Source organism: Streptomyces sp. NBC_00223, from assembly GCF_036199905.1.
GTDB lineage: Bacteria > Actinomycetota > Actinomycetes > Streptomycetales > Streptomycetaceae > Actinacidiphila.
Genome location: NZ_CP108109.1, coordinates 5,650,969 through 5,675,651, shown reverse-complemented (window position 1 = coordinate 5,675,651; position 24,683 = coordinate 5,650,969). Strand labels below are relative to the sequence as shown.

Below are 24,683 nucleotides of genomic sequence, written 5' to 3'. Positions count from 1 at the left end.
TGGATGTCGCCGCCCTGTTCTTCCTGCTCTTCGTCCTCTCCCTCGTCCCCGTCCTCGGCCTCCGCCACGAATCCCGCATCACCCGCGCCCTCCGCGCCGCCTCGGCCGAGCCCCCAAACCCAGCCCGCCCGGCGCCTGAGGACAGCCCGCCCGCCCGGCCGAATCCAGCCCGTCCGGCGTTTGAGGACCGCCCGCGCGAGCGAGCAAATCCAGCCCGTCCGGCGTTTGAGGACTAGCCCGAGCGGCAATGAGCGCACCGACGCCGACACAACATGTGGGCCTGCCTGATACCCACGCCACAACATGTATGCTCAACTCCGCTGCCCGCAGGGGAAGCCGGTGCGAATCCGGCGCTGCCCCGCAACGGTGAGCGGCCGCGCGCCCAAGCGCCCCGCACAGCCCGATCGCCTGCCGGCCGCCGCGCTCGCCCGTCCGCGGGCGCGTTCTGTCCGGGCCTCGCGGATTGGGCCGGCGGACACGGTTCGGCATGCCCGCCCCCGCACGGCGACGCACGCCCCCGTCGCCGTCAACTCCCCGCGCGGCCGCCGCCGTACGAGGGAGAACAGCCACCGTGACCATCGCCCCCGCAGATCCCGCCACAGCCGACCTCGGCATCGCGCGCCCCCGGGCGCCGCACTCCGACGACGGCCCCGGCGCCGAACTGCTCCGTCACCTCGTACGGCTCACCGCCGATCTCCCCGACACCGACCCCGGCCGGGTCGCCGCGTCCGCGCTGCGCGGCCGCAACGCCGCCTCCGACGCGGCCGAGCTGCGCTCCCTGGCCACCGAGGCCGCCGCCGGGCTGATCTCCGAGGACCCGGCGTACTCCCGGCTGGCCGCCCGGCTGCTGACCGAGACCATCGCCGAGGAGGCGGCCGGCCAGGGCGCGGTGTCCTTCTCCGCCTCGATCGCCGTCGGCCACCGCGAGGGCCTGATCGCCGACCGCACGGCCGACTTCGTCACCCTGCACGCGGCCCGGCTCGACGCCCTGGTGGACGACGCGCTCGACGCGGGCGCCGACGACCGCTTCGGCTACTTCGGCCTGCGCACCCTGCACAGCCGCTATCTGCTGCGCCACCCGATCACCCGGCAGGTCATCGAGACCCCGCAGCACTTCATGCTCCGGGTCGCGGCCGGTCTCGCCGAGGACGACACCTCCCGCGCGCTGGACGAGGTCGCCGCGCTCTACCGGCTGATGAGCGCCCTGGACTACCTGCCCAGCTCCCCCACCCTCTTCAACTCCGGCACCCGGCACCCGCAGATGTCCTCGTGCTATCTGCTGGACTCCCCGCTGGACGAGCTGGACTCGATCTACGACCGCTACCACCAGGTGGCCCGGCTCTCCAAGCACGCGGGCGGCATCGGCCTGCCCTACTCCCGGGTCCGCTCGCGCGGTTCGCTGATCCGCGGCACCAACGGGCACTCCAACGGCATCGTGCCCTTCCTCAAGACGCTGGACGCCTCGGTCGCGGCGGTCAACCAGGGCGGCCGCCGCAAGGGCGCGGCCGCGGTCTACCTGGAGACCTGGCACTCCGACATCGAGGAGTTCCTCGAACTGCGGGACAACACCGGCGAGGACGCCCGCCGCACCCACAACCTCAACCTCGCGCACTGGGTGCCGGACGAGTTCATGCGCCGGGTCGAGGCGGACGGCCCCTGGTCGCTCTTCTCGCCGGCCGACGTGCCCGAGCTGGTCGACCTGTGGGGCGACGACTTCGACGCCGCCTACCGGGCCGCCGAGGCCGCCGGACTGGCCCAGCGCACGGTCCAGGCCCGCGAGCTGTACGGACGGATGATGCGCACCCTGGCGCAGACCGGCCAGGGCTGGATGACCTTCAAGGACGCCTCGAACCGTACGGCCAACCAGACCGCGCTGCCCGGCCGTACCGTGCACTCCTCGAATCTGTGCACCGAGATCCTGGAGGTCACCGACGACTCCGAGACGGCCGTCTGCAACCTCGGCTCGGTCAGTCTGAGCGCCTTCGTCACGCGGGAGGGGGCACCGGACGAGGCCGGGGACCGGATCGACTGGGCGCGGCTGGACGCGACCGTGCGCACCGCGGTGACCTTCCTCGACCGTGTGGTGGACATCAACTTCTACCCGACCGAGCAGGCCGGCCGCTCCAACTCCCGCTGGCGTCCGGTGGGTCTGGGCGTGATGGGCCTCCAGGACGTGTTCTTCAAGCTGGGGCTGCCCTTCGACTCCCCCGAGGCGAAGGCGCTGTCCACCCGGATCGCCGAGCGGATCATGCTCGCCGCGTACGAGGCGTCGGCCGACCTCGCCGAGCGCGGCGGCCCGCTGCCCGCGTGGCAGGAGACCCGCGCGGCCGCCGGGGTGCTGCACCCCGACCACTACGGCGTGGAGTTCCACTGGCCGGAGCGCTGGGCGGCGCTGCGCGCCCGGATCGCGGCCACCGGTATGCGCAACTCGCTGCTGCTGGCCATCGCCCCGACCGCGACCATCGCGTCCATCGCGGGCGTCTACGAGTGCATCGAGCCGCAGGTCTCCAACCTCTTCAAGCGCGAGACGCTGTCCGGTGAGTTCCTCCAGGTCAACTCCTACCTGGTGGCCGAGCTGAAGCGGCTGGGCGTGTGGGACGCGCAGTCCCGGGAGGCGCTGCGCGACGCCAACGGCTCGGTGCAGGGCTTCAGCTGGATTCCGGCGGAGGTGCGGGCGCTGTACCGCACGGCGTGGGAGATCCCGCAGCGCGGCCTGATCGACATGGCGGCGGCCCGCACCCCGTATCTCGACCAGAGCCAGTCGCTGAACCTGTTCCTGGAGACGCCGACGATCGGCAAGCTCAGCTCGATGTACGCCTACGCGTGGAAGCAGGGCCTCAAGACCACATACTACCTGCGGTCACGACCCGCGACCCGGATCGCCCGCGCGGCCCAGGCGCAGACCGCGCCCGCCAAGACCCCCGTACCCGTGATCGCCGACCCCGACGCGGTCGCGTGCTCTCTCGAAAACCCCGAGTCCTGCGAGGCCTGCCAGTAATGTCCACCGTCACCCCCGCCACACCGGCCGAACCGGCGGCAGCCGCCGTCACCAAGAACCTGCTCGACCCGGGCTTCGAACTCACCCTGCGTCCGATGCGCTACCCGGACTTCTACGAGCGCTACCGCGACGCGATCAAGAACACCTGGACCGTCGAGGAGGTCGACCTCCACTCCGACGTCACCGACCTGGCCAAGCTGAGCCCGGCCGAGCAGCATCTGATCGGCCGCCTGGTGGCGTTCTTCGCCACGGGCGACTCGATCGTCTCCAACAACCTGGTGCTGACCCTCTACAAGCACATCAACTCCCCGGAGGCGCGGCTGTATCTGAGCCGTCAGCTCTTCGAGGAGGCCGTGCACGTCCAGTTCTATCTGACCCTGCTCGACACCTATCTGCCCGACCACGAGGACCGCAACGCGGCCTTCGCGGCGGTCGAGAACATCCCGTCGATCCGTGAGAAGGCGCAGTTCTGCTTCCGCTGGATGGACTCGGTGGAGAAGATCGACCGCCTGGAGTCGCAGGCCGACCGGCGCCGCTTCCTGCTCAATCTGATCTGCTTCGCGGCGTGCATCGAGGGCCTGTTCTTCTACGGCGCCTTCGCGTACGTCTACTGGTTCCGCTCCCGAGGGCTGCTGCACGGCCTGGCGACGGGCACCAACTGGGTGTTCCGTGACGAGACGATGCACATGAGCTTCGCCTTCGACGTGGTGGACACCGTGCGCAAGGAGGAGCCGGAGCTCTTCGACGACGCCCTCCAGCAGCAGGTCACCGACATGCTGCGGGAAGCGGTCGAGGCGGAGCTGCAGTTCGGCAAGGACTTGTGCGGGGACGGGCTGCCGGGTATGAACACCGAGTCGATGCGCGAGTATCTGGAGTGCGTGGCCGACCAGCGGCTCACCCGGCTCGGCTTCGCGCCCGTCTACGGCTCGGCGAACCCGTTCTCCTTCATGGAGTTGCAGGGTGTGCAGGAGCTGACGAACTTCTTCGAGCGGCGCCCGTCGGCGTACCAGATCGCCGTCGAGGGCACGGTGGACCTGGACGAGGACTTCTGAGTCCGGTTCTGACATCCGGCTCTGACATCTGAACCAGCACTGAGCTGAGGGGTTCCGTCCCGGGCCGGCCGCGCGCCGCCCGGGACGGGGCCCTTCAGTCGTTGGGGACGGTCTCGAACCTCGGGGTGGCCTCGGCCATCTGCCGCAGGGCGTCCTTGCGGTCGCGCTTGGAGAGGCGGTCGAGGTAGAGGCGGCCGTAGACGTGGTCGGTCTCGTGCTGGAGGCAGCGGGCGAAGTAGCCGCGGCCGTGCACCCGCACCGGGTTGCCCTGGATGTCCTGGCCGCGCACGATCGCGTAGTCCGGGCGCGGCACCTCCATGTAGGCGCCGGGGACGGACAGGCAGCCCTCGTTGGAGTCGTCCAGCCGGCGGCTGTCCGCGGGCAGTTCCTCCAGCACCGGGTTGCACACCGCGCCGACGTGCCGGTCGCCGTCGTCGTCGGGGCAGTCGTAGACGAAGAGCTTGAGGTCGACGCCGATCTGGTTGGCGGCCAGGCCCACGCCCTCGGCGGCGCGCTGGCTGGCGAACATGTCGTCGACGAGCGCGGCCAGCTCCTCGTCGAAGGAGGTGACGTCCTGGCACTCGCGGTGCAGCACCGGGTTGCCGACCACGGTGATCGGACGGACGGCGCCGCGCTCCCGGTACGCCTGCTCGCGCGCCTCGGCGTCCGTCACGTCGTCGACGAATTCGAGGTCTTGCTCAGTGTGCTGCTGGGACATCTCCGACGTACGCCTTCCCGGAACCCTGTGGCTGACCCGTCAAGGGTACGGGGCCGCGGCGGCGGCCGTCCCGGGTATCCCGGCGCTCCGGGCCGGTACGCGGCGGCGCAGCGGCCCGTGGGGGGCCGTACCGGGCCTCAGCAGACCTCTTCCAGGTCCCGCCAGTCGCGGGTGTCCGGGCTGTCGGCGACCCAGCTCTCCAGCAGTCCGCGGACCAGGTCGGCGGGCGCGGCGATCCCGCACTCGCGCTCGGGGGTCCACCGCAGGCCCTCGCTGTGCTGGCTGAGATGGCTGAGGTGGCCCGGGTGTCCTGGTTCGCCGTGGTCGTGCGGGTCGCGGGTGGCCGAGGAGCCGTCGTCGGTGGGCATCCGGCTCTCCGAGCAGGTGCGGCACAGCAGGCGTACGGACGCCGACCAGTCCTCCGCCGCGTAACCGGCCTCGGCGGCCAGCCGTTCCAGGGCGTCGCGGTCGGACTCGGTGGCCGCCTCCAGCAGGACCAGCCAGGTCGGCACCGGGGACGGCGCCCACAGCTCGATCTCGTCGAAGACCGGGTAGACCGCGCCCGCGGCGGTGGTCCGCTCGCCGTGCGGCACACCGTCGTGAAGTACGACCTCGCCCCAGCGGCGGCCGGAGGACGGCAGCGGGATGGAGAGCACCTCGATGCGCGCCGGGTCGAGCCTTCGGCCCCACACCACCTCGGCCTCGCCCTCGGGCGACAGCCGTACGGCGGCGCTGCCCAGCGGCAGGCGCACCGACTCCTCACCGGTGCGGTCGGCGGTGCCCGCGGGCATCCGCAGCCCGTACGCCTGCCAGGCGCGGCGGGCCAGCGGCCAGTCCTGGAGGGCGGTGGCGGCGATGCCGAGGTTCCACCAGTCGGGGGCGCCGACCGAGCGGTCGAGCAGCGCGACGGCCCGCAGCCCGGCGATCCGGGCCTGCGCCCAGTCGTGCCGGAACTTGTGCAGCAGCGCGAGGTTGTACCAGGACTCCGAGAGCCACGGCTCCAGGTCGGCGGCCCGGGTGAGGAGAGCGCCCGCGTCCTCGTAGCGGCCGTCGTCGATCAGCGTGAACGCCCGGTCGGTGGCCTGGCGCCACGTGGGCGACGGCCGGTGCCGCACTCTGCCGAAGATCTTCAACGTCGTTTCCCGCCTGCCCGCTCAGTCCGTCGCTGCCAGGACGTCGCCTTCCCGCACCACGTTCACGTCCCCCCGTACGACACCAACCTTGCACATTTTGGCCGTGGTCTCAGCCCGACCCCGGACGGTCCGCCGCTCACCGTTGAGCGGGCGTCCTCACCCGACCTCCTTGCCATCCGCACCGGCATCCAACCATGCGCAGGTCGCGGGCGTGCGGGCAGCCCGGACGGGCGGGTGCTCCGGGGCACAAAGCGCGGCGGAGGGCGAACAGCGGAACAAGCAGACGCCCTGTGTCATCCGTACGGGTGACACAGGGCGTCGCGAGTGGACATGAGGCGGGACTGTACGGCCGTCCGGGCAGCCGGACGGCTCAAGGACGGCTCAGGCGGAGGACGCCTCGGCGGCCCCGGCCCCGGTCTCGGCGGAGGTGATGACCTCCGGGTCGGCGTCGACCTCGCCGGTACGGATCAGCTCGATCCGCATCATCACCTTCGAGCGCAGATCGGCCGGTACGTCGTCCGATCCGCAGCAGCGTTTCACCAGTTTCTTCACGGCCTGTTCGAGCCCGTACTTCTCCAGGCACGGGTGGCACTCCTCGAAGTGCTCCCGGAACTTGGCGCAGGAGTCGGCGGACATCTCGTCGTCGAGATACTCGTAGAGGTGGTCCAGCACCTCGGAGCAGTCCGTCTCGTGTGCGTGGCCACAGCTCATGACTCCGCGCCCTTCTCATCCGCCGCGCCCGCGGGAACGAGCCCGCGGTCCCGGGCGTAGTCCTCCAGCAGTTCGCGCAACTGGCGACGTCCGCGGTGCAGTCGGGACATCACCGTGCCGATGGGTGTTCCCATGATGTCCGCGATCTCCTTGTAGGCAAAGCCCTCGACATCCGCGAGGTAGACCGCGATGCGGAACTCCTCGGGGATGGTCTGGAGCGCCGACTTCACATCGGAGTCGGGCAGATGGTCGAGCGCCTGTGCCTCGGCGGACCGCAGACCGGTCGACATGTGCGACTCGGCCCTGGCCAGCTGCCAGTCCTCGATCTCCTCCGAGCCGCTGCGCAGCGGTTCACGCTGCTTCTTGCGGTAGGAGTTGATGAAGCTGTTGGTGAGAATGCGGTAGAGCCATGCCTTGAGGTTGGTGCCCTCACGGAACTGGTGGAAGGACGCGTACGCCTTCGCGTACGTCTCCTGCACCAGGTCCTCCGCGTCGGCCGGATTGCGGGTCATCCGCAGCGCGGCCGAGTACATCTGGTCGAGGAAGCCCAGGGCGTCCCGCTCGAAGCGCTCGCTGCGCTCGGCGTCGCTCTCGTGTGCCGCCTGACCGGACGCACCCGCGGTTTCCGCCGTGCTGTCGTCGGTGCCGGTGACCGGACCCACCTCCTCAGAAACTCCAGCGCGCCCGAGAGTGGACACGCTCGTTTCGGAGGATATTGCACGGGGCATCGACGTGCCGGGTCCGCCCTTGCCGTCGTCCTTGGGGGACCACTCGCTCCAGTTCAGGTACGGCGCGGTGAGATCCGGCTGTGGAGTGGCGTGCCCGGCCGCCTCGGCGGTGGCCTGCGCTGTCGCCTGCTCGCGTGGCCGGCATGCGGCTGAAACCATGCGGCTGCTGCCTCTCTCACCGTGCTCCGAGACCGCTCTCGCGGCCCTGTCGCCTGGCACAACACCGTCACCACTGTCGTCATTCCCGGGGACGAGAAGGGCGCACGGGCCGTGGCCGGGCGCCCGCGCGCGGACCGGGGGGTGCGAGCGGGCGGTCAGCTCCCGCCGGAGCGCGCGCGGGCGTGTCCGAGCCCGGTGAGCCAATCGGTGACGGCCGAGGTCAGAACGGCCAGCGCCGCCTCCTGGGTGAGCGCGGCCCGCTTGGGCACCGCGAAGCCGTGGTCGCCGTACGGCACCTCCACCGGGGTGTGTCCCCCGGGGAACTCGTCGGGCCGCCCGAAGGGGTCGTTGCCGCCCTGCACGGTGAGCAGCGGCAGTACGCCGGCCGCGCCGGTCAGCTCCTCGGCCCGGCTCCGCTCCGGCCGGCCCGGCGGGTGCAGCGGGAAGGCCAGCGCGAGTACGGCCGCGGCGCCCAGCTCCCCTGCCGTACGGCAGGCCACCCGCGCTCCGGCGCTGCGCCCGCCCGCGACGACCGGCGGTCCGGGCGCGGTGAGCGCGGGCCACAGCGCGGCCCACGCGGCGTCCAGTGTCTTCGGGGCGGGCGCGAGCTTCTTGCCCGCCACCCGCCAGGGCTGCTCGACCAGCGCCACGGTCACCCCGTGCGGAGGCAGGGCGGCGGCCAGCGCCACCAGGTCGCGCGCCTCGACCCCGCCGCCGGCGCCGTGCCCGAGCGCCAGGACCGCGCGGGGGCGTACGGCCGGGTGCCAGATGATCCGGGCGTCGCGGTGCGGGGTGGGGACGAGGGCGGCGGTCCGTTCGGGTCGTGCCATCAGGGTCGTTCCGCCAGTCGTTCCGCCGGTCGCTCTGTCAGTCGCTCTGTCAGTCGTGCCATCAGAAAAGCGTCTCTTCCTCCGGCGCCGGCAGTTCGTCCACCAGCTCGGGGCCGTTGTTCTGCACGCTGCTGACCGCCGTGCCCACCGGGTAGGCCCGGACGAGTCCGGGCGGGGGCGGGGTCAGCAGCGGGAGCAGGTCGTCGGGTTCGGTGCGGGCCGGGTCGAGCCAGGCGTCCCAGCGGTCGGGCGTCAGCATCAGCGGCATCCGGGGGTGGATGTCGGAGAGCGAGCGCGGGCCGCTGCCCTCGTACCCGGCCAGCGGGTTGCTCTCGGCGTCGGTGGTGAGCACCGTGCAGGTAACCCACCAGGCGCGCGGGTGGTCGTCGGGCAGGGTGCGGTCGCGCCAGAACTCGTAGAGCCCGGCCAGCGCCATCACCGAGCCGTCCGCGGGCGTCACGAAGTACGGCTGCTTGCGGGTCCGCTTCTTCTTGCCCTGCTCCTCCAACTGCCGTTCCTGCGCGCCCGTCAGCCACTCGAAGTAGCCGTCGGCGGGTATCAGGCAGCGCCGGGCGCTCAGGGCCCGGCTGAAGGACGGCTTCTCGTGGGCGGTCTCGGCCCGCGCGTTGATCATCCGGGCGGCGCCGTCCGGGGTCTTGGCCCAGGAGGGGACCAGGCCCCAGCGCAGCACCCGCAGTTGTCTGACCGGCTCACGGGAACCGGAGTCCCGCACCGGACGGTCGAGTACGGCATAGACGTCTTTCGTCGGCGCGACGTTCCAGTCGGGTGCCAGGGACTCGGTGGGGTCCCACTGGCGGACCTCGAAGAGGCCCACGAGATCCTCGGGTTTCCGGCTCGCGGCGTATCGACCACACATAACTGCCACACTGCCACGACCGCGGCCCGAACCGCCAAGGACCGTAAAGGAATGAGCGCCCCATGAACGTCGCGAGCATCACCGAGATGTGGGACCGGCTGACCGGCACCCAGCCCGACCCGTCGCGCTGGCTGGTCGGGGCGACGGCGCTGCTCGCGCTCGCCGCGGTGCTGACGCGTGGCGTGTGGCACATCACCCGCAACGCCGTGACCATCGCGCACGAGGGCGGCCACGGACTGCTCGCGCTGCTGACCGGCCGCCGGCTGGACGGCATACGACTGCACTCCGACACCTCGGGCCTGACCGTCTCGCGGGGCAAGCCGCACGGTCTCGGCATGGTGCTGACGGCCGCCGCCGGCTACACCGCGCCCCCGCTGCTCGGCCTGGCCGGTGCGGCGCTGCTGGCGGCCGGGCACATCACCGCGCTGCTGTGGGGGGCGACCGCGCTGCTGCTGGCGATGCTGGTGATGATCCGCAACGCGTACGGCGCCCTGACCGTGGTGGTCACCGGCGCGCTCTTCCTGCTGGTGTCCTGGCTGACCGGGGCGCAGGTGCAGGCCGCCTTCGCCTATCTCGTGGTGTGGTTCCTGCTGGTCGGGGGCGTCCGCCCGGTCGCCGAACTCCAGCGCACCCGCCGCCGGGACCGCCGCGGCTCCTCCGACGCCGACCAGCTCGCCCGGCTCACCCGCACCCCGGCGGCGCTGTGGCTGCTCCTCTTCTACGCGGTCGCGCTGTGCTCGCTGATCGGCGGCGCCCGCTGGCTGCTGCTGCGGTGATTCGCGGGGTACGGCGGCGGCCCCTGCGGTGAGCATTCCGGCCCGTCAACACACGGCCGTGACTGTAGGCCCGGCCCAGGGGGCAGGTTCGCGGTCGGAGCGGCCCGTTAACAGTGGGTTTCGCCGCATACGTCGACTTATCTCCCCGTACCCGAGCCACTACGCTTGGGCCCCATGACCGACAGCACCGCGCAGACCGACCTGTGGCCGGCCCCGACCGCGCCCGGTGCCGTGCACGCGACCGTCACGGTGCCGGGCTCGAAGTCGGTGACCAATCGCGCCCTGGTGCTGGCCGCGCACTCCAGTGAACCCGGATGGGTGCGCCGCCCGCTGCGCAGCCGCGACACCGTGCTGATGGCAGAGGCGCTGCGCGCGATGGGCGTGCAGATCGACGAGACGGTGAATCCGGACGGCGGCGAGGCGTGGCGGATCATCCCCGCCGGGCTGCACGGCCCGGCCACGGTCGACGTCGGCAACGCGGGCACGGTGATGCGCTTCCTGCCCCCGGTGGCCGCGCTCGCCGACGGCCCCGTCCGCTTCGAGGGCGACGCGCGGGCGTACGAGCGGCCGCTGCACGGGGTGATCGACGCGCTGCGCACACTGGGCGCCCGGGTCGACGACGAGGGCCGCGGCTCGCTGCCGCTGACCGTGTTGGGCGCCGGGTCGCTGACCGGCGGCGCGGTGGACGTGGACGCGTCGTCCTCGTCGCAGTTCGTCAGCGCCCTGCTGCTGTCGGGGCCGCGCTTCAACAAGGGCCTCGAACTGCGGCACACCGGCCGTACGCTGCCCTCGCTGCCGCACATCCGGATGACCGTGGACATGCTGCGCAAGGCCGGCGCCAGGGTCGACACCCCGCAGGACGGCGGCGCCCGGGACGTCTGGCGGGTCGCGGCGGGCGCGCTGCTCGGCCGGGATCTGACCGTCGAGCCCGACCTGTCGAACGCGGCGCCCTTCCTGGCCGCCGCCGTGGTGACCGGCGGCCGGGTCACCGTCCCCGACTGGCCGGCCCGTACCACCCAGCCGGGCGACGCGCTGCGGGAGATCTTCACCCGGATGGGCGGGTCGTATGAACTGACCGACCGCGGGCTGACGTTCACCGGCAGCGGCCGGGTCCGGGGCATCACCGTAGATCTGCACGACGTCGGCGAGCTGACCCCGGTGATCGCCGCGGTCGCCGCGCTGGCCGAGGAGGAGTCCGTACTGTCCGGTATCGCCCATCTGAGGCTGCACGAGACCGACCGGCTGGCCGCGCTGGCCGCCGAGATCAACGCCCTGGGCGGTGATGTCACCGACACCGGGGACGGGCTGCGCATCCGCCCGCGGCCGCTGCGCGGCGGGCCCTTCCGCACCTACGAGGACCACCGGCTGGCGACCGCCGCGGCCGTTCTGGGCCTGGTGGTGCCGGGCATCGAGGTGGAGAACGTGGCGACGACCGCCAAGACGCTGCCGGACTTCCCCGAACTGTGGGCGGCGATGCTCGGCGGCATCGGCGGCCGGGCGGCCGGCGACGCCGTCGCCGACTCCTCCGGTCCGGGACGGGGCTGAGGGTCCGCCATGCGCCGCTACGGAAAGAACCCCGACGAGGACGACATCCGCGTCCGCCCCAACACCAAGGGCAACCGCCCGCGTACCAGCATCCGCCCCAAGCACGAGGACGCCTCCGAGGGCATGGTCCTCACCGTCGACCGGGGCCGCCTCACCGTTCTGGTCGAGGACCGCGAGATCACCGCGATGAAGGCCCGTGAGCTGGGCCGCAAGTCCGCGGTGGTCGGCGACCGGGTGGCCGTCGTCGGCGACCTGTCCGGCGTCAAGGACACCCTCGCCCGCATAGTGCGGGTCGAGGAGCGCACCTCGGTGCTGCGCCGTACGGCCGACGACGACGACCCGTACGAACGGGTGGTCGTCGCCAACGCCGACCAGCTGGCCATCGTCACCGCGCTGGCCGACCCCGAGCCGCGCCCGCGCATGATCGACCGCTGTCTGGTCGCCGCCTACGACGCCGGGCTCACCCCGCTGCTGGTGCTCACCAAGTCCGACCTGGCACCCGCGGAACCGCTGCTGGAGACCTACGGCGCCCTGGACGTGCCCTATGTGGTCACCAACCGGGACGACTTCCTGACCGGCGGCGTGGACCAGATCCGCGCGCGGCTCGAAGGCAAGGTCACCGCCTTCGTCGGCCACAGCGGCGTCGGCAAGACCACGCTGGTGAACGCGCTGGTCACCCGGCAGCGGACCACCGGCCGGGTCAACGCCGTCACCGGCCGCGGCCGCCACACCACCACCTCGGCGCTCGCCCTGCCACTGCCCGGCGACGGGGGCTGGGTGATCGACACCCCCGGGGTGCGCTCCTTCGGGCTCCACCACATCGACCCCTCGCGCGTCCTGCACGCCTTCCCCGACCTGGAACCGGGCACCGAGGAGTGCCCGCGCGGGTGCTCGCACGACGAGCCGGAGTGCGCGCTGGACGCCTGGGTGGCCGCCGGCCACGCGGAGCCCGCGCGGCTGGACTCGCTGCGGCGACTGCTGGCCACCCGGGAGCGGCGCGAAGGCGACTGACGCCAGTCCGCCCCCTTACCGGGCATGCTGTGTGATGATCGACAGCGCACAGCGCGGCGGACGCGGAACGAACGAAAACGGAGGCACCCGATGGCCTGGCTTCTCGTGGTGGTCGCGGGGTTCTTCGAAACCGGGTTCGCGGTCTGCCTCAAGCTCTCGCACGGCTTCACCCGGCTGTGGCCGACCATCGCCTTCTGCCTCTTCGCCCTCGGCTCCTTCGGCCTGCTCACCCTGTCGCTGAAGAAGCTCGACGTCGGCCCCGCGTACGCCGTCTGGACCGGCATCGGCGCGGCGGGCACGGCGATCTACGGCATGGCCTTCCTCGGCGACATCGTCTCGGCGCTCAAACTGGCGTCGATCTCGTTCGTCATCATCGGTGTGATCGGTCTGCAGATCTCCGGCTCCTCGCACTGACCGCCCCCGGCGCGGCGGACACACCGTCAGCCGGGGAACGGTCGGGCCGTCACCCGGAGGACCGACGGACCGTCACCCGGAGGGCCACGACAGCAGGCTGCGGACCAGCTGCGCCACCCGTAGACAGGCGTCCTCATCGCTGGGCGCCGGGGCGATGACGTAGGACAGGGTCAGCCGCAGCGCGGCCTCGCAGGCCCACACGATGTCCTCGGGATGCAGCCGGGGGAAGCCGCGGACCAGCGCGTCGACCGTCCGCAGATGCAGCCCGTTGACCAGGTCGACCGGCGGCGGGCGGTCGCCGCGCCCGCCACTGATCAGCCCGGCCCGTACCAGCGGGCTGCGACGGGCGCTGCGCAGCGTCCAGCCGGCCGCCGCGGCGAAGCACTCCCCCGCGTCGCAGCCCCCGCGCTCGGCGTGCGCCAGCACGCGTTCCACGCCGAGGAGGTACGCGTCGGTCTCGCGCCGGAACAGCGCGCGGGCCAGCCCCTCCTTGCTGCTGAACTCGTTGTAGAGGGTCTGTCGTGACACCCCGGCCGCCGCGGCCACTTCGACCATGCGAACGGCCGTCCAGGGTCGGTCTCCGAGTGCGGCGAAAGCCGCTTCCAGTAGCGATTCCCGTGCGGTAGGCATCATTGCCTCCCCAACACCGCATATGACGCGGACAGGCCGTGTCCGAAAGAATCGACGCGGGCACAGGACACTGTCAAGGTCCCGCGCAAGGACCGGGCGGGCCCGTGGGCCGTCTCGGCAGGTCCGGGCGGGCGCGGGCACCGACGGCCGCCCGGCGGGGGGCGTGAATGGTCGCGCGGAGGCCGGGTCGCTACTGTTCGCGTCATGCCCGACTACAACGACGACCTGCGTCTGGCCCATGTACTGGCCGACGCCGCCGACGCCGCGACCATGGCCCGCTTCAAGGCGCTCGACCTGAAGGTCGAGACCAAGCCCGATCTGACCCCGGTCACCGAGGCGGACCGGGCCGCGGAGGAGCTGATCCGCGGTCAGCTCAGCCGGGCCAGGCCGCGGGACGCGGTGCTGGGCGAGGAGTACGGCAGCCAGGGCGGCGGGCCGCGGCGCTGGATCGTCGACCCGATCGACGGCACCAAGAACTATGTGCGCGGGGTGCCGGTCTGGGCCACGCTGATCGCCCTGATGGTGCGGGGCGAGGGCGGCGACGAGGGCGTGGTCGGCGTGGTCTCCGCGCCCGCGCTCGGCCGGCGCTGGTGGGCGGCGAAGGGCGGCGGCGCGTACACCGGCCGCAGTCTGTCCTCGGCGACCCGGCTGCACGTGTCGCGGGTGAGCCGGCTGGAGGACTCGTCCTTCGCGTACTCCTCGCTGAGCGGCTGGGAGGAGCAGGGACGGCTCGACGGCTTTCTGCACCTGTCCCGCAACTGCTGGCGGACCCGCGGCTACGGCGACTTCTGGCCGTACATGATGGTCGCCGAGGGGTCGGTGGACATCTGCGCGGAGCCCGAGCTGAGCATGTGGGACATGGCGGCGAACGATGTGATCGTCCGCGAGGCGGGCGGCCGCTTCACCTCGCTGGAGGGCGAGCCGGGGCCGTTCGGCGGGAACGCGGCGGCGTCCAACGGACTGCTGCACGAGGAACTGCTGGGGTACCTCGGCCGGGCGTAGTGCGTCCGAGTGCACCTTCACGCGCCGGTCGGTTACTGTGCGCGCCCCCTTGCATTGACGGTGGTGAGCATGTGAACATGAGAAAACCCCCGCTTGTGCACTTGTGAACCCGTTCACGGACGGGTTCACCAAGGAGGTGCCACGTTCCCATGCTGGTCAGCGACGCGATGAGCACGGTGGTTCTCACCATCGGCCCCGCACACACCCTCCGTCAGGCCGCCCGGCTGATGTCCGCCCGCCGGGTGGGCGCGGCGATCGTCTTCGACCCCGACACCTTCGGCCTCGGAATCCTCACCGAGCGTGATGTTCTCGACGCCATCGGTGCGGGTCTCGATCCCGACCACGAATGCGCCCACGACCACACCACGACCGATGTCGTCTTCGCCGCCCCGCAGTGGACCCTGGAGGACGCGGCGGCCGCCATGCTGCGCGGCAGCTTCCGCCACCTCATCGTGCTGGACGGCCACGACCCGGCCGGGGTCGTCTCCGTCCGCGACATCCTGCGCTGCTGGGCGCCGGTGAAGACCGCGGTCTCCGTCTAGGAGCCGCCTGACACCAGGACGAAGGGACCGGAGCCCAGTGGCGTCCGGTCCCTTCGGCCTTACGGTCAAGCGGCGGGTCAGGCGCGGAGGGCCTGGACCGCGACCTCCAGCCGCTTGCCGTAGTCGGCGTCCGCCTGGCGGAAGTTGTCGATCGCGCGCTCCACGATGTCCTCGCGCGTGACCTGGGCGATGAAGCCCGCGAGGTTGTCGACCAGGCGCGCCTTCTCGCTCTCCGACATCAGCCGGTAGAGGTCGCCGGCCTGCACGAAGTCGTTGTCCTCGGCGTGCGAGGGCGCCTCGCTGTAGCCGGTCGCGCCGGTCACCGCGACGGACTCCCACAGCGGACGGCCGATCTCGTTCGGGCCGCCGAAGCTGTTGGGCTCGTAGTTCTTCGCGCCCTTGTGCCGGCCGTCGTACAGGAAGCCGTCACGGGAGTGGGTGCGCGCCTCGGTGGCGTGCGGGCGGTTCACCGGCAGGTGGTCGGCGTTGATGCCGACGCGGTAGCGGTGGGCGTCGCCGTAGGCGAAGAGCCGGCCCTGGAGCATCTTGTCCGGGGACGGGCCGATGCCGGGCACGAAGTGCGCCGGGGAGAAGATGGACTGCTCGACCTCGGCGAAGATGTTCTCCGGGTTGCGGTTGAGCTCCAGCTTGCCGATCTCGTGCAGCGGGTAGTCCGCGTGCGGCCACACCTTGGTGAGGTCGAACGGGTTGAAGCGGTAGGTCGCCGCCTCGGCCACCGGCATCACCTGCACCGACACCGTCCAGCTCGGGAAGTCACCGCCCTCGATGGCCTGGCGCAGGTCGCGCTGGTGCGAGTCCGGGTCGGTGCCGGCCAGCAGCGCGGCCTCCTCGGAGGTCAGGTTCCTGATGCCCTGGTCGGTCGAGAAGTGGTACTTGACCCAGAACGCCTCGCCCGCCTCGTTGCTCCACTGGTACGTGTGCGAGCCGAAGCCGTGCATGTGGCGGTAGGACGCGGGGATGCCGCGGTCGCCGAACAGCCAGGTGACCTGGTGGGTCGCCTCGGGGCTCAGGCCCCAGAAGTCCCAGACGTTGTCGGCCTCCTGCGAGCCGGTGTACGGGTCGCGCTTCTGGGTGTGGATGAAGTCGGGGAACTTCAGGGCGTCCTTGATGAAGAACACCGGGGTGTTGTTGCCGACGAGGTCGTAATTGCCCTCCTCGGTGTAGAACTTGAGCGCGAAACCGCGGGGGTCGCGCACCGCGTCGGCCGAGCCGAGGTTGCCCGCCACCGTGGAGAAACGCGCGAACGTCTCGGTCTCCTTGCCGACCTGCGAGAGGAACTTCGCCCGGGTCCACCGCGACACGTCGTGCGTGACGGTGAACGTGCCGTACGCACCGGCGCCGCGGGCGTGCACGATGCGCTCCGGGATGCGCTCACGGTTGAAGTGGGCGAGCTTCTCCAGCAGGTGCTGGCTCTGAACGAGAACCGGACCGCCGAGCCCAGCTGTCTCGCTGTTCTGGTTGTCCGCGACCGGCGCGCCGGCCTCCGTCGTCAGCGGACCCGTTTCCTGAACAGTCACGTGCTTCTCCCTGGGATTCGACCTGACCCTTGGCTGTCGCCAGACTCGATCCTACGATAGACAGTGTCTAAGTCAAGAAGAGAGCCATACACGGACTTATTCCTGTGCCGGACCCCCCACTGTTAGGCTGGTACACATGAGCGACCTGCTGGAACGACTGCGCGGACGAGGCTGGCGACTGACCGCCCAGCGACGTGTCGTGGCCGAGGTCCTCGACGGCGACCATGTACATCTCACCGCCGACGAGGTGCATGCGCGAGCCATCGAACGGCTCCCGGAGATCTCCCGGGCGACCGTGTACAACACCCTGGGCGAGATGGTCACCATCGGGGAGATCATCGAGGTCGCCACCGACGGCCGCGCCAAGCGGTACGACCCCAACGCCCATCATCCGCACCAGCACTTGGTCTGCTCCCGCTGCGGCACGATCCGCGATGTGCACCCGCACGGGGACCCGCTGGCCGCGCTCCCGCCGGGCGAGCGGTTCGGCTTCTCCGTCTCCGCGGTGGAGGTCACCTACCGCGGTCTGTGCCCGGACTGTACGTAGTCCCGCGGCCCCCGCGCCCGGGACAGTGCCTCGATCACCTCACGGGCCACGCCCCGGTCCGGGTCGCCCGCCAACGGGCCGAGCAGCGCGGCCAGTTCCTCCGGCCGCGCCAGCCGGCCCACCGCGCGGGCGGCCGCCCGGCGCACCTCCGTACACGGATCGCGCAGCAGCCGGGCCAGCAGCGCCGTATCGGCCGCGTCACCGCACTCCCCCAGCCCCACCGCCAGCCCGGCCAGTAATCGGGGCGGTACGGCCCGGCCCTTGCGTATCTGCCTGCGGTAGACCTCGGCGGGCGGCTCGGCCCGCTCGTACAGCTTCCAACGGGCCTGCGCCCGTACCATCCTGGCCCGGTCGGCGAGCGGGCCGACCAGCCGGGTGGCGGGCACATCCCTGGGCAGGGCCGAGACCGCCAGCTCCCGTATGCCCGCGCCGCGCGCCCGCAGCAGTCCGGCCGCCTGGCCCGGGTCCAGTTCGAGCAGCCGTTCCGCGCATAGCCGCCGGCATACCTGGTCGCGGTCGCACAGCGCGGCCCGCAGCAGATCACCGGGGGCGTACACGCCCAGGTCCAGGGCGAGTTGGACCCCGAAGCGGCGGGTGGCCGGATCGTCGGCGGCAGCCAGCGCCCGTACGGTGCGGCGGTACGGGGGCGCGCCCAGTACGGCCCGGTACGAGGCGAGCAGGCCACCGGCCCGGCTGCGGCCGGTGAGCCGGAGCAGTACGCCGACGGCGACGGCCGCCTCGTCCGGGGCGCGGCGGGCCAGCAGCGCGGCGGCGGCCTTGACGCGGACCGGGTGCACCCGGTCGACGGTACGCAGCGCCAGCGCGGCGGCGGCGAGCGGCCCGGGGCGGGCGGCCAGGCCCTCGACGGCGGCTTCGCGGACCCGGCCGTCGGGGTCGAGGGAGGCGAGGAGCAGCCGCAGGGGGTCGCGCTGCCTGCCGCGCGCCGGAGCGGGTGAGGCGCCCGGCTGCCGGGCGTGGCGGTCCAGGAGCAGCAGCAGCGGGGCGGGGGCGCGTCCCAGGGCTGCCAGGGCGGCGGCCCGTTCGTACGGGGGTCCGGCGTCGCGGGCCGCGCGGAGCCTGGCGAGCAGGGTGAGGGCGTCCTCCCGGCGGTTGCCTTCGTACGCGGCGGCACACCATTCGGTCCAGCGTGCCGTGGTCTGCCGATTTCGCCGTCCGCGCAGCAAGCCGGTCTCCCCTCGCCGATCTTCCTTTTCTCAGGATCGCGCGGGGGCCGGCGGCGGGCGGCGGGCATCGCCCGATCTTCGCCCGATCTTTGCCGGAACAAGAAGAAGGCCCGGAAGCGTGCGCTTCCGGGCCTTACTCCGTTTTACGTGGTAGCGGGGACAGGATTTGAACCTGCGACCTCTGGGTTATGAGCCCAGCGAGCTACCGAGCTGCTCCACCCCGCGTCGTTGTGATCCCCACTGTATCCCACCCCCCACCCCCCACCAAATCGCTTCCAGCGCGGGCCCCCCACAATCCCCCGCTGCAACGGCGGGACGCGAAACGCCGCACCCCGGCGGCGCCAAACCGAGCGGCCCCGCCGCCGGGCGAGCCGCGCAGCCTCACGGAACGCCCGCCGTGACGCGAGACGTGCCGCGCCCAGCGCGGACGGCTGGCGCCTGCCAAAACGGGCCGAGGGCAACGCCCCAACCAAATCCCGCCGCGACGGCGAGACGCGGAACGAAGCAGTCCGGCGGTGCCAAACCGCCCCGGCCCCGCCGCCAGGCGAGCCGCGCGGCGCCGCCTCACGGAACGCCCGCTGTCAGGCGGGCGCGCGTCAAAACAGACCCGGGCCGACGCCCGAACCAAATCCCGCCGCGACGGTGGGACGCGAAACGACGCGGACCGGCGTGCCAAACCGCCCCCGGCCCCGCCGCCAGGCGAGACGTGCCGCGCCCAGCGCGGACCTCTGGCGCCTGCCAAAACGGGCCGGGGCAGCACCCCCCAACCAAATCCCGCCGCGACGGCGAGACGCGGGACGACGCGGACCGGCGGTGCCAAACTGAGCGCACCCACGCCGCCAGGCGGACATGTCGGCCCCGGCACGGCGCAGCGCGCAGCGCCTGAACGGCCGACGCACGTCAAACAGGCCGAGGGGGCCAACGCCCCCAGAAAAAACCCGCCGCCGCGGCGGGACGCGGGACGACGCGGACCGGCGGTGCCAAACCGCGTCCGGCGCACGGCTGGCGCGTGTCAGGACGGGCCCGGGGCAACGTTCCGGAAACCCTCCGTCGCGGCGGGACGCGGGCCCGACGTCAAGGCGAGCCGCGCGCAGCGGGGCCTCAGGGAACGTCAGCCGTAAACCCAACGCCTCACGCAGTGAGCTCGTGGGAGACCGCCGCCGTAAGCCGCGCGGCCCGCTCCGCGACCTCCGCGGGCCCGCACGAGATGGCCCGCGCACACCACGACTGCGCCGACGGCAGATCACCCCGCCGGGCCGACAGCAACGCCATCCGCAGCGCCGCCCGCCCGTGCCCCGCGTCAGCGGCCCGCGTCCACCACAGCGCGGCCTCCGGCTCACTGCCCTCGCGCGCGAGCAGCAGCCCGAGGTTGAACGCCCCGTTCCGCGACCCCGCCTCCGCGGCCAGCCGGTACCAGTGCGCCGCGTCCACGACGTCCCCCCGCTTGGCCGCGCACATACCGAGCCGCACCTGCGCCCGCCGGTGCCCCTGGTGGGCGGCCCGCTCGTACCACTCCTCCGCCTCGTCGCAGACGGCCTCGCCGTCCTCCCGGTCCCGCCGGTCCAGCAGCGCCCCGAGCCGGAAGGCCGCCTCGGGGCTGCCGCCGCCCGCGGCGCACCGCAGGTGCCGCTCGGCGCCGTGCACGTCCCCCTCCTGCTGGAGGGCGATCGCCACCTGGAGCGCCGCCTCCGAGTGCCCGGCCGCGGCGGCCCGCTCGTACCACCGCCGCGCGATGTCCGCGTCGCCGCGCCCGGCGTACAGGATGCCGAGATTGAAGGCCGCGTCGATGCTGCCTGCCTCGGCCGCCTTGGAGAACCAGGGCTCCGCGCCCGCCGCGTCCCCCCGCTGGAGCAGCAGGACGGCGACCGCGTTCGCGGCCTCGCGGTGCCCGGCGTACGCGGCCTTGCGGTACCACTGCTCGGCCTGCGGCGTACGCCCCTGGCCGGCGCAGAGCAGCCCGAGGTTGTACGCCCCGTTGACGTCCCCGGCCTCCATGGCCGTGCGGTACCAGCGCTCGGCCGTCTGCGTCTCGCCCTCCTGGGCGTGCAGCGCGCCGAGCGCGTTGGCGGCGTTGCCGTCGCCGGCCTGGGCGGCCCGCCGCCACCACGTGGCGGCCTGGTCGATGTCACCGGCGTCCCGCAGCAGAAAGGCCAGCGCGCAGGCGGCCCGCGCCTCGCCGTCCCGCGCGGCCGTCAGATACCAGTGCCCGGCCTCCTTGGTCTCGCCGCGCTCCTCGAGCAGCGTGCCGAGGCGCAGCGCGGCCCGGCGGTGGCGGCGGGCCGCGGCCTGCCGGTACCACTGCTCGGCCTCGTGGTCCTCGCCGCGCCCCGCGCAGATCCGGGCCAGCCGGTACGACGCCTCTCGGTGCCCGTGTTCGGCGGCGGCGCGGAACCACCGCTCGGCCCCGACGTCCCGCCGGTGGTCGAGCAGGTCGGCCAGCGCGTAGGCGCCCAGCGTGTGCCCGGACTCGGCGGCCTGCCGCAGCCAGTATTCGGCGCCGGGCTCGTCACCGCGCTCCCGGAAGTGCCGGCCGAGCGCGTGCGCGGCGGGCGCGGACCCGGCGACGGCCGCGATCCGCCACCAGCCGGCCGCCTCGTCGGCGTACCCGCGCTGGTGGAGCAGCAGCGCCAGATTGTTCGCGGCGGCCCGGTCCCCGTGCTGCACGGCCTGCCGCAGAAACGGCTCCGCGCCGTCGAGGTCCCCGCGCCGCAGCAGCAGCGTGCCGAGCGCGCTCATCGCCCCCGGGTCGCCCTGCTCGGCGGCCCGGCGGTGCCGCGCCTCGATCTCCGCTTCCTCGCGCAGCGCGAGGGTGTCCTCGTCGGGCAGCTCGGTGAGCAGCGCCGGTACGGCGACCGGTTCGGCGGAGTCCCCGTGTCCGGCCCGCGGCCCGGGCAGCAACGCCGCCACGCTGACGGCCGCGGCCCCGGAGGCGTCCGCACGCGCGGCCGACTCCCCCGTCGGCCCACCTTGTCCATGGATCTGACGAGTATTCAGCAGTCTTGCACCATCCCCCATGAGCACCATCGTCGCACCACCCGCTACCGGCGTACACCTGGTATACCGCAACCCGATTGGTCACTACAGCGTTTTGTCGACTTCCCGATAAGGCGTCACCCAAACGCCTCAAACCGGGGGTACCTCAAACGAGTGAAGAGGCCCGAAGTCACTTGACTTCGAGCCTCTTCATCGAGTAGCGGGGACAGGATTTGAACCTGCGACCTCTGGGTTATGAGCCCAGCGAGCTACCGAGCTGCTCCACCCCGCGTCGTTGTGTCTTAACCGTACCACGACGCGGGGTGTCGCCCGATCAGCCCTCGATCACCCGGTCTTCGCCCCCTTCTTCCCCTTCTCGGCGTCCTGCGCCTGCTGGAGCGCGGCGGCCAGCCGGTCCTGCGCCTCGCCGTACGCCTTCCAGTCGCCGTTCTTGAGCGCGGTCTGCCCGTCGTCGAGGGCCTTCTGCGCGTTCGCGAGGGCCTTGTCGAGCGTCGGGTTGTCCGTGGTGCCCGTCGTCGGCGGCGGCTCGGTCGTCGTACCGCCACCGGTCCCGGTTCCGGTCCCGCCGTCGGCCGGCGGTGGCGCCGCCTCCCCGCCGAAGACCTCGGACAGCGCCTCCCCGAGGGTGTCCCGGAAGGCCATCGTGCCGCCGAAGTTCACCAGCACCTTGCGCAGCAGCGGGTAGTTGGTGTCCGCGCCGCGCACGTACACCGGCTCCACGTACAGCAGACCGCCGTCCAGCGGGAAGGTGAGCAGGTTGCCGTACTCGACCGTGGAGTCGCCCTTCTTCAACAGGTTGAGGTCGGTGGCGAAGCCCGGATAGGAGTTGAACTTGCTCTGCACCTGCTGCGGTCCGTCGACCTGGGCGTCGGGCGGCAGTTTGAGCAGCCGCATCTTGCCGTAGTCCGGACTCGTCGCGTTCGCGTCCACCGCCATGAAGGCCGAGAGGTTGTCACGTTTGGTGGGCGTGAAGGTCGTGGTGAGCGAGAACTCCTGGCTGTTCTGGTCGGGCATCTGCATGCTCAGGTAGTACGGCGGCACCGCCTTGCCCGACTTCGACGCCGGGTCGTCCGGCACCTGCCACACCTCGCTGCCGCTGTAGAACTGCGCGGCCTTGGTGACGTGGTACTTGGTGAGCAGCTGCCGCTGGACCTTGAACAGGTCCTGCGGATACCGCAGGTGCGTCATCAGGTCCTTCGAGATCGCGCTCTTGGGCTGCACGGTGTGCGGGAACGCCTTCATCCAGGTCTTGAGCACCGGGTCCTGGGTGTCCCACTGGTAGAGCGTGACCGTGCCGTCGTACGCGTCCACGGTCGCCTTGACCGAGTTGCGGATGTAGTTGACCCGGTTCTGCTGCGCGACCACCGAACGCTGGTCGTCGGTCAGCGAGTCCGCGGTGGTGTCACCGAGCGTCGTGCTGGAGGCGTACGGATAGCCGTTGGTGGTCGTGTACGCGTCCACGATCCACTGCACATGGCCGTCCACCACCGCCGGGTACGGGTCGCCGTCGATGGTCAGCCAGGGCGCGACCGCCTCCACCCGCTCCTTGGGGGTGCGGTTGTAGAGGATCTTCGAACCGTCGCCGATCGCCCCGGAGTAGAGGATCTGCGGCTCCCCGAAGGACACCGCGTACGCGGCCCGGGTCACCGGGTTGCTCAGGCTGACCCCGCCCTTGCCCTGGTACGAGGACGACTTCTCCCCGGTCTTGTCGGCGTAGTCCAGCTCCTTGGTGGGGCCGCCGACGATCGAGTACTGCTTGGTCTGCTCGCCGAAGTAGATCTCCTGCCGGTAGTCGCCGATGTCACCGACGGTCGGCAGGTTCTTCTCGGTGTAGACCGGCTGGCCCTTGGGGTCGGTGTCGGTCGCCGTGGTGCCCTTGGCGGCGATGAGCCCGTAGCCGTGGGTGTACTTGAAGTGGTCGTTGATCCAGTTGTTCTCGGGGATGCCCTTGATGTTCAGCTCGCGCAGCCCCACCACGGTGTCCTGCTCCTTGCCGTCGATCGTGTACCGGTCGACGTCGAGCGTGGAGGGGAAGGAGTAGTAGCTGCGGGACTGCTGCATCTGCTGGAAGGTCGGCGAGACCACGTTCGGGTCCAGGACACGTATGGAGGCCGCGGTGGCGGTGTCGGCGAGCAGCTTGGCATTGGACTCCGTGCTCGTCCCCGCGTACTCCGAGACCTCGCTGTCCGCGATGCCGTACGCCGCCCGTGTCGCGTCGATGTTCCGCTGGATGTACGGCGCCTCCTTGGCCGCCTCGTTCGGCTGCACCTGGAACTTCTGCACGATCGCCGGGTAGAGCCCGCCGATGAGGATCGCCGAGAGCACCATCAGCCCGAAGCCGATGGTCGGCAGCGACCACGTACGCCGCCACAGCGTCGCGAAGAACAGCAGCGCGCAGATGACCGCGATGCAGAACAGGATCGTTTTGGCAGGCAGATACGCGTTGGCGTCGACGTACCGCAGACCCGTCCAGTTCTCGGTGGCCTTGAAGCCGCTGGACTTGACCGCGAGACCGTAACGGTCCAGCCAGTACGCGACCGCCTTGAGCGACACGAACAGGCCCAGCAGCACCGACAGATGGCCGGTGGCCGCCGCGGTGGCCCGGCCGCCGGGCGAGGTGATCCGCAGCCCGCCGTACAGGTAGTGCACCAGCGCGGCGGCGATCAGCGAGAGCACCACGGTGGCGAAGCCGAAGCTCAGCAGGAAGCGGTACCAGGGCAGGTCGAAGGCGTAGAAGGACACGTCCTTGTGGAACTGCGGGTCCTTGACGTGGAAGGGCGTGGCGTTGGTGGTGAGCAGCCACAGCCGCCATTGACCCGAGGCCGATCCGCCGGCGATGAGCCCGACCACCGCGCAGATCCCGAGCAGCACCCACTTCTTGTACGGCGCGATCCCCATCCGGTACCGGTCGAGGCTCTGCTGCTCCGTCGACATCGCGCTCAGCGGCGGACGCAGCCGGTGCGCCAGGTAGATGTTCACCCCGACCGCGAGGGCCATCAACAGGCCGAAGACGCAGAAGAGGCCGACCTTGGTCCACAGCGTGGTGGTGAAGACCGACGAGTAGTGAACCGACCGATACCAGAGCAAATCCGTCCAGAACCCGGCGAACATCACGAACGCGATCATCAGGACGGCGAGCACGCCGATCGTGATGAGCAGGGTTCGGGTCCGCCGGGACGGACGGCCCATTCTGATCCGGGCTCCCGACGGCCCTCCGCCGCGGTCCGGCATCTGGAATACCAAGGTGCGCACCTCGAAATGTCAGTGTTTCGCGGGTGTCCCGGGTCGGACCCC

At 71.8% G+C, this 24,683-nt stretch carries 20 protein-coding genes and 2 tRNA genes; 9 read left to right on the top strand and 13 right to left on the bottom strand.

Going from position 1 to position 24,683, the window contains the following annotated elements:
- Positions 1-571: 571 nt before the first annotated feature.
- On the top strand, positions 572-2,998 hold the full coding sequence (locus OHA30_RS24270) for a ribonucleoside-diphosphate reductase subunit alpha (RefSeq protein WP_328915983.1): 2,427 nt from the start codon (positions 572-574) through the stop codon (positions 2,996-2,998).
- Positions 2,998-4,050 (top strand): ribonucleotide-diphosphate reductase subunit beta, encoded by a 1,053-nt coding sequence (locus OHA30_RS24265; RefSeq protein ID WP_328915982.1) that lies wholly within the window; start codon positions 2,998-3,000, stop codon positions 4,048-4,050. The genes OHA30_RS24270 and OHA30_RS24265 overlap by 1 nt, the downstream gene beginning before the upstream one ends.
- Before the next feature lie 94 nt (positions 4,051-4,144).
- Here OHA30_RS24265 and def read toward each other — a convergent pair whose 3' ends face one another.
- From def to OHA30_RS24235, 6 genes are all read right to left on the bottom strand, one after another.
- The gene (gene def / locus OHA30_RS24260) at positions 4,145-4,768 is read right to left on the bottom strand and encodes a peptide deformylase (protein WP_328915981.1); all 624 of its coding nucleotides are present in this window, start codon (positions 4,766-4,768) and stop codon (positions 4,145-4,147) included.
- Between the two features lie 137 nt (positions 4,769-4,905).
- Positions 4,906-5,901 carry a tetratricopeptide repeat protein gene (locus OHA30_RS24255; protein WP_328915980.1) on the bottom strand — a complete coding sequence of 332 codons (996 nt, stop codon included), beginning with the start codon at positions 5,899-5,901 and terminating at the stop codon, positions 4,906-4,908.
- Between the two features lie 381 nt (positions 5,902-6,282).
- Positions 6,283-6,612 (bottom strand): mycothiol system anti-sigma-R factor, encoded by a 330-nt coding sequence (gene rsrA, locus OHA30_RS24250; protein ID WP_328915979.1) that lies wholly within the window; start codon positions 6,610-6,612, stop codon positions 6,283-6,285.
- A complete protein-coding gene (locus OHA30_RS24245; protein WP_405786061.1) occupies positions 6,609-7,274 on the bottom strand; it encodes a sigma-70 family RNA polymerase sigma factor in 666 nt (221 codons plus the stop codon). The genes rsrA and OHA30_RS24245 overlap by 4 nt, the downstream gene beginning before the upstream one ends.
- 380 nt (positions 7,275-7,654) lie before the next feature.
- On the bottom strand, positions 7,655-8,329 hold the full coding sequence (locus OHA30_RS24240) for an alpha/beta hydrolase family protein (RefSeq protein ID WP_328915978.1): 675 nt from the start codon (positions 8,327-8,329) through the stop codon (positions 7,655-7,657).
- A gap of 61 nt (positions 8,330-8,390) precedes the next feature.
- Positions 8,391-9,206 (bottom strand): SOS response-associated peptidase, encoded by an 816-nt coding sequence (locus tag OHA30_RS24235; RefSeq protein WP_328915977.1) that lies wholly within the window; start codon positions 9,204-9,206, stop codon positions 8,391-8,393.
- A gap of 62 nt (positions 9,207-9,268) precedes the next feature.
- On the opposite strand from OHA30_RS24235, the gene OHA30_RS24230 reads away from it, so the two are divergent.
- The 4 genes from OHA30_RS24230 to OHA30_RS24215 all read left to right on the top strand — a co-directional run bounded on the left by OHA30_RS24230 (position 9,269) and on the right by OHA30_RS24215 (position 12,952).
- Positions 9,269-9,982: a M50 family metallopeptidase gene (locus OHA30_RS24230; protein WP_328915976.1), complete on the top strand. Its 714-nt coding sequence runs from the start codon at positions 9,269-9,271 to the stop codon at positions 9,980-9,982.
- 174 nt (positions 9,983-10,156) lie between these two features.
- Positions 10,157-11,527 carry a 3-phosphoshikimate 1-carboxyvinyltransferase gene (aroA, locus tag OHA30_RS24225; protein WP_328915975.1) on the top strand — a complete coding sequence of 457 codons (1,371 nt, stop codon included), beginning with the start codon at positions 10,157-10,159 and terminating at the stop codon, positions 11,525-11,527.
- 9 nt (positions 11,528-11,536) lie between these two features.
- Positions 11,537-12,538: a ribosome small subunit-dependent GTPase A gene (gene rsgA / locus OHA30_RS24220; RefSeq protein ID WP_328915974.1), complete on the top strand. Its 1,002-nt coding sequence runs from the start codon at positions 11,537-11,539 to the stop codon at positions 12,536-12,538.
- A gap of 90 nt (positions 12,539-12,628) precedes the next feature.
- Entirely contained in the window at positions 12,629-12,952 is a 324-nt protein-coding gene (locus tag OHA30_RS24215; RefSeq protein WP_328915973.1) for a DMT family transporter, read from the top strand.
- Between the two features lie 72 nt (positions 12,953-13,024).
- On the opposite strand, the gene OHA30_RS24210 is transcribed toward OHA30_RS24215, so the two are convergent.
- Positions 13,025-13,507, bottom strand: a complete 483-nt coding sequence (locus OHA30_RS24210) for a TetR/AcrR family transcriptional regulator (protein ID WP_328915972.1) — start codon at positions 13,505-13,507, stop codon at positions 13,025-13,027.
- Between the two features lie 279 nt (positions 13,508-13,786).
- On the opposite strand from OHA30_RS24210, the gene hisN reads away from it, so the two are divergent.
- Both hisN and OHA30_RS24200 read left to right on the top strand, forming a co-directional pair.
- Positions 13,787-14,584: a histidinol-phosphatase gene (gene hisN, locus OHA30_RS24205; RefSeq protein ID WP_328915971.1), complete on the top strand. Its 798-nt coding sequence runs from the start codon at positions 13,787-13,789 to the stop codon at positions 14,582-14,584.
- A gap of 149 nt (positions 14,585-14,733) precedes the next feature.
- Positions 14,734-15,126: a CBS domain-containing protein gene (locus OHA30_RS24200; protein WP_328915970.1), complete on the top strand. Its 393-nt coding sequence runs from the start codon at positions 14,734-14,736 to the stop codon at positions 15,124-15,126.
- 77 nt (positions 15,127-15,203) lie between these two features.
- Here OHA30_RS24200 and OHA30_RS24195 read toward each other — a convergent pair whose 3' ends face one another.
- Entirely contained in the window at positions 15,204-16,664 is a 1,461-nt protein-coding gene (locus OHA30_RS24195) for a catalase (RefSeq protein WP_328915969.1), read from the bottom strand.
- 136 nt (positions 16,665-16,800) lie between these two features.
- Here OHA30_RS24195 and OHA30_RS24190 point away from each other — a divergent pair, with 136 nt between their 5' ends.
- Complete coding sequence (locus OHA30_RS24190; RefSeq protein WP_328915968.1) at positions 16,801-17,211, top strand: Fur family transcriptional regulator; 411 nt, start codon at positions 16,801-16,803, stop codon at positions 17,209-17,211.
- Here OHA30_RS24190 and OHA30_RS24185 read toward each other — a convergent pair.
- From OHA30_RS24185 to OHA30_RS24165, 5 genes are all read right to left on the bottom strand, one after another.
- Complete coding sequence (locus tag OHA30_RS24185) at positions 17,181-18,395, bottom strand: HEAT repeat domain-containing protein (protein WP_328915967.1); 1,215 nt, start codon at positions 18,393-18,395, stop codon at positions 17,181-17,183. The two genes, OHA30_RS24190 and OHA30_RS24185, sit on opposite strands and share 31 nt — an antisense overlap.
- A gap of 148 nt (positions 18,396-18,543) precedes the next feature.
- Positions 18,544-18,620, bottom strand: a tRNA-Met gene (locus OHA30_RS24180).
- Between the two features lie 906 nt (positions 18,621-19,526).
- On the bottom strand, positions 19,527-21,419 hold the full coding sequence (locus tag OHA30_RS24175) for a tetratricopeptide repeat protein (RefSeq protein WP_405785344.1): 1,893 nt from the start codon (positions 21,417-21,419) through the stop codon (positions 19,527-19,529).
- A gap of 167 nt (positions 21,420-21,586) precedes the next feature.
- Positions 21,587-21,660 (bottom strand) — tRNA-Met (locus OHA30_RS24170).
- A gap of 53 nt (positions 21,661-21,713) precedes the next feature.
- Positions 21,714-24,620: a UPF0182 family membrane protein gene (locus OHA30_RS24165; protein WP_328917972.1), complete on the bottom strand. Its 2,907-nt coding sequence runs from the start codon at positions 24,618-24,620 to the stop codon at positions 21,714-21,716.
- Positions 24,621-24,683 lie beyond the last annotated feature (63 nt).

What these genes read in the sequence shown, in the direction of transcription:
- OHA30_RS24265 (WP_328915982.1), top strand. Translation starts at nt 2,998, where the DNA reads ATGTCCACCGTCACCCCCGCCACACCGGCCGAACCGGCGGCAGCCGCC.
- def (WP_328915981.1), bottom strand. Translation starts at nt 4,768, where the DNA reads ATGTCCCAGCAGCACACTGAGCAAGACCTCGAATTCGTCGACGACGTG.
- rsrA (WP_328915979.1), bottom strand. Translation starts at nt 6,612, where the DNA reads ATGAGCTGTGGCCACGCACACGAGACGGACTGCTCCGAGGTGCTGGAC.
- OHA30_RS24240 (WP_328915978.1), bottom strand. Translation starts at nt 8,329, where the DNA reads ATGGCACGACCCGAACGGACCGCCGCCCTCGTCCCCACCCCGCACCGC.
- OHA30_RS24235 (WP_328915977.1), bottom strand. Translation starts at nt 9,206, where the DNA reads ATGTGTGGTCGATACGCCGCGAGCCGGAAACCCGAGGATCTCGTGGGC.
- OHA30_RS24230 (WP_328915976.1), top strand. Translation starts at nt 9,269, where the DNA reads ATGAACGTCGCGAGCATCACCGAGATGTGGGACCGGCTGACCGGCACC.
- aroA (WP_328915975.1), top strand. Translation starts at nt 10,157, where the DNA reads ATGACCGACAGCACCGCGCAGACCGACCTGTGGCCGGCCCCGACCGCG.
- rsgA (WP_328915974.1), top strand. Translation starts at nt 11,537, where the DNA reads ATGCGCCGCTACGGAAAGAACCCCGACGAGGACGACATCCGCGTCCGC.
- OHA30_RS24215 (WP_328915973.1), top strand. Translation starts at nt 12,629, where the DNA reads ATGGCCTGGCTTCTCGTGGTGGTCGCGGGGTTCTTCGAAACCGGGTTC.
- OHA30_RS24210 (WP_328915972.1), bottom strand. Translation starts at nt 13,507, where the DNA reads ATGGTCGAAGTGGCCGCGGCGGCCGGGGTGTCACGACAGACCCTCTAC.
- hisN (WP_328915971.1), top strand. Translation starts at nt 13,787, where the DNA reads ATGCCCGACTACAACGACGACCTGCGTCTGGCCCATGTACTGGCCGAC.
- OHA30_RS24200 (WP_328915970.1), top strand. Translation starts at nt 14,734, where the DNA reads ATGCTGGTCAGCGACGCGATGAGCACGGTGGTTCTCACCATCGGCCCC.
- OHA30_RS24190 (WP_328915968.1), top strand. Translation starts at nt 16,801, where the DNA reads ATGAGCGACCTGCTGGAACGACTGCGCGGACGAGGCTGGCGACTGACC.
- OHA30_RS24175 (WP_405785344.1), bottom strand. Translation starts at nt 21,419, where the DNA reads ATGGTGCTCATGGGGGATGGTGCAAGACTGCTGAATACTCGTCAGATC.
- OHA30_RS24165 (WP_328917972.1), bottom strand. Translation starts at nt 24,620, where the DNA reads ATGCCGGACCGCGGCGGAGGGCCGTCGGGAGCCCGGATCAGAATGGGC.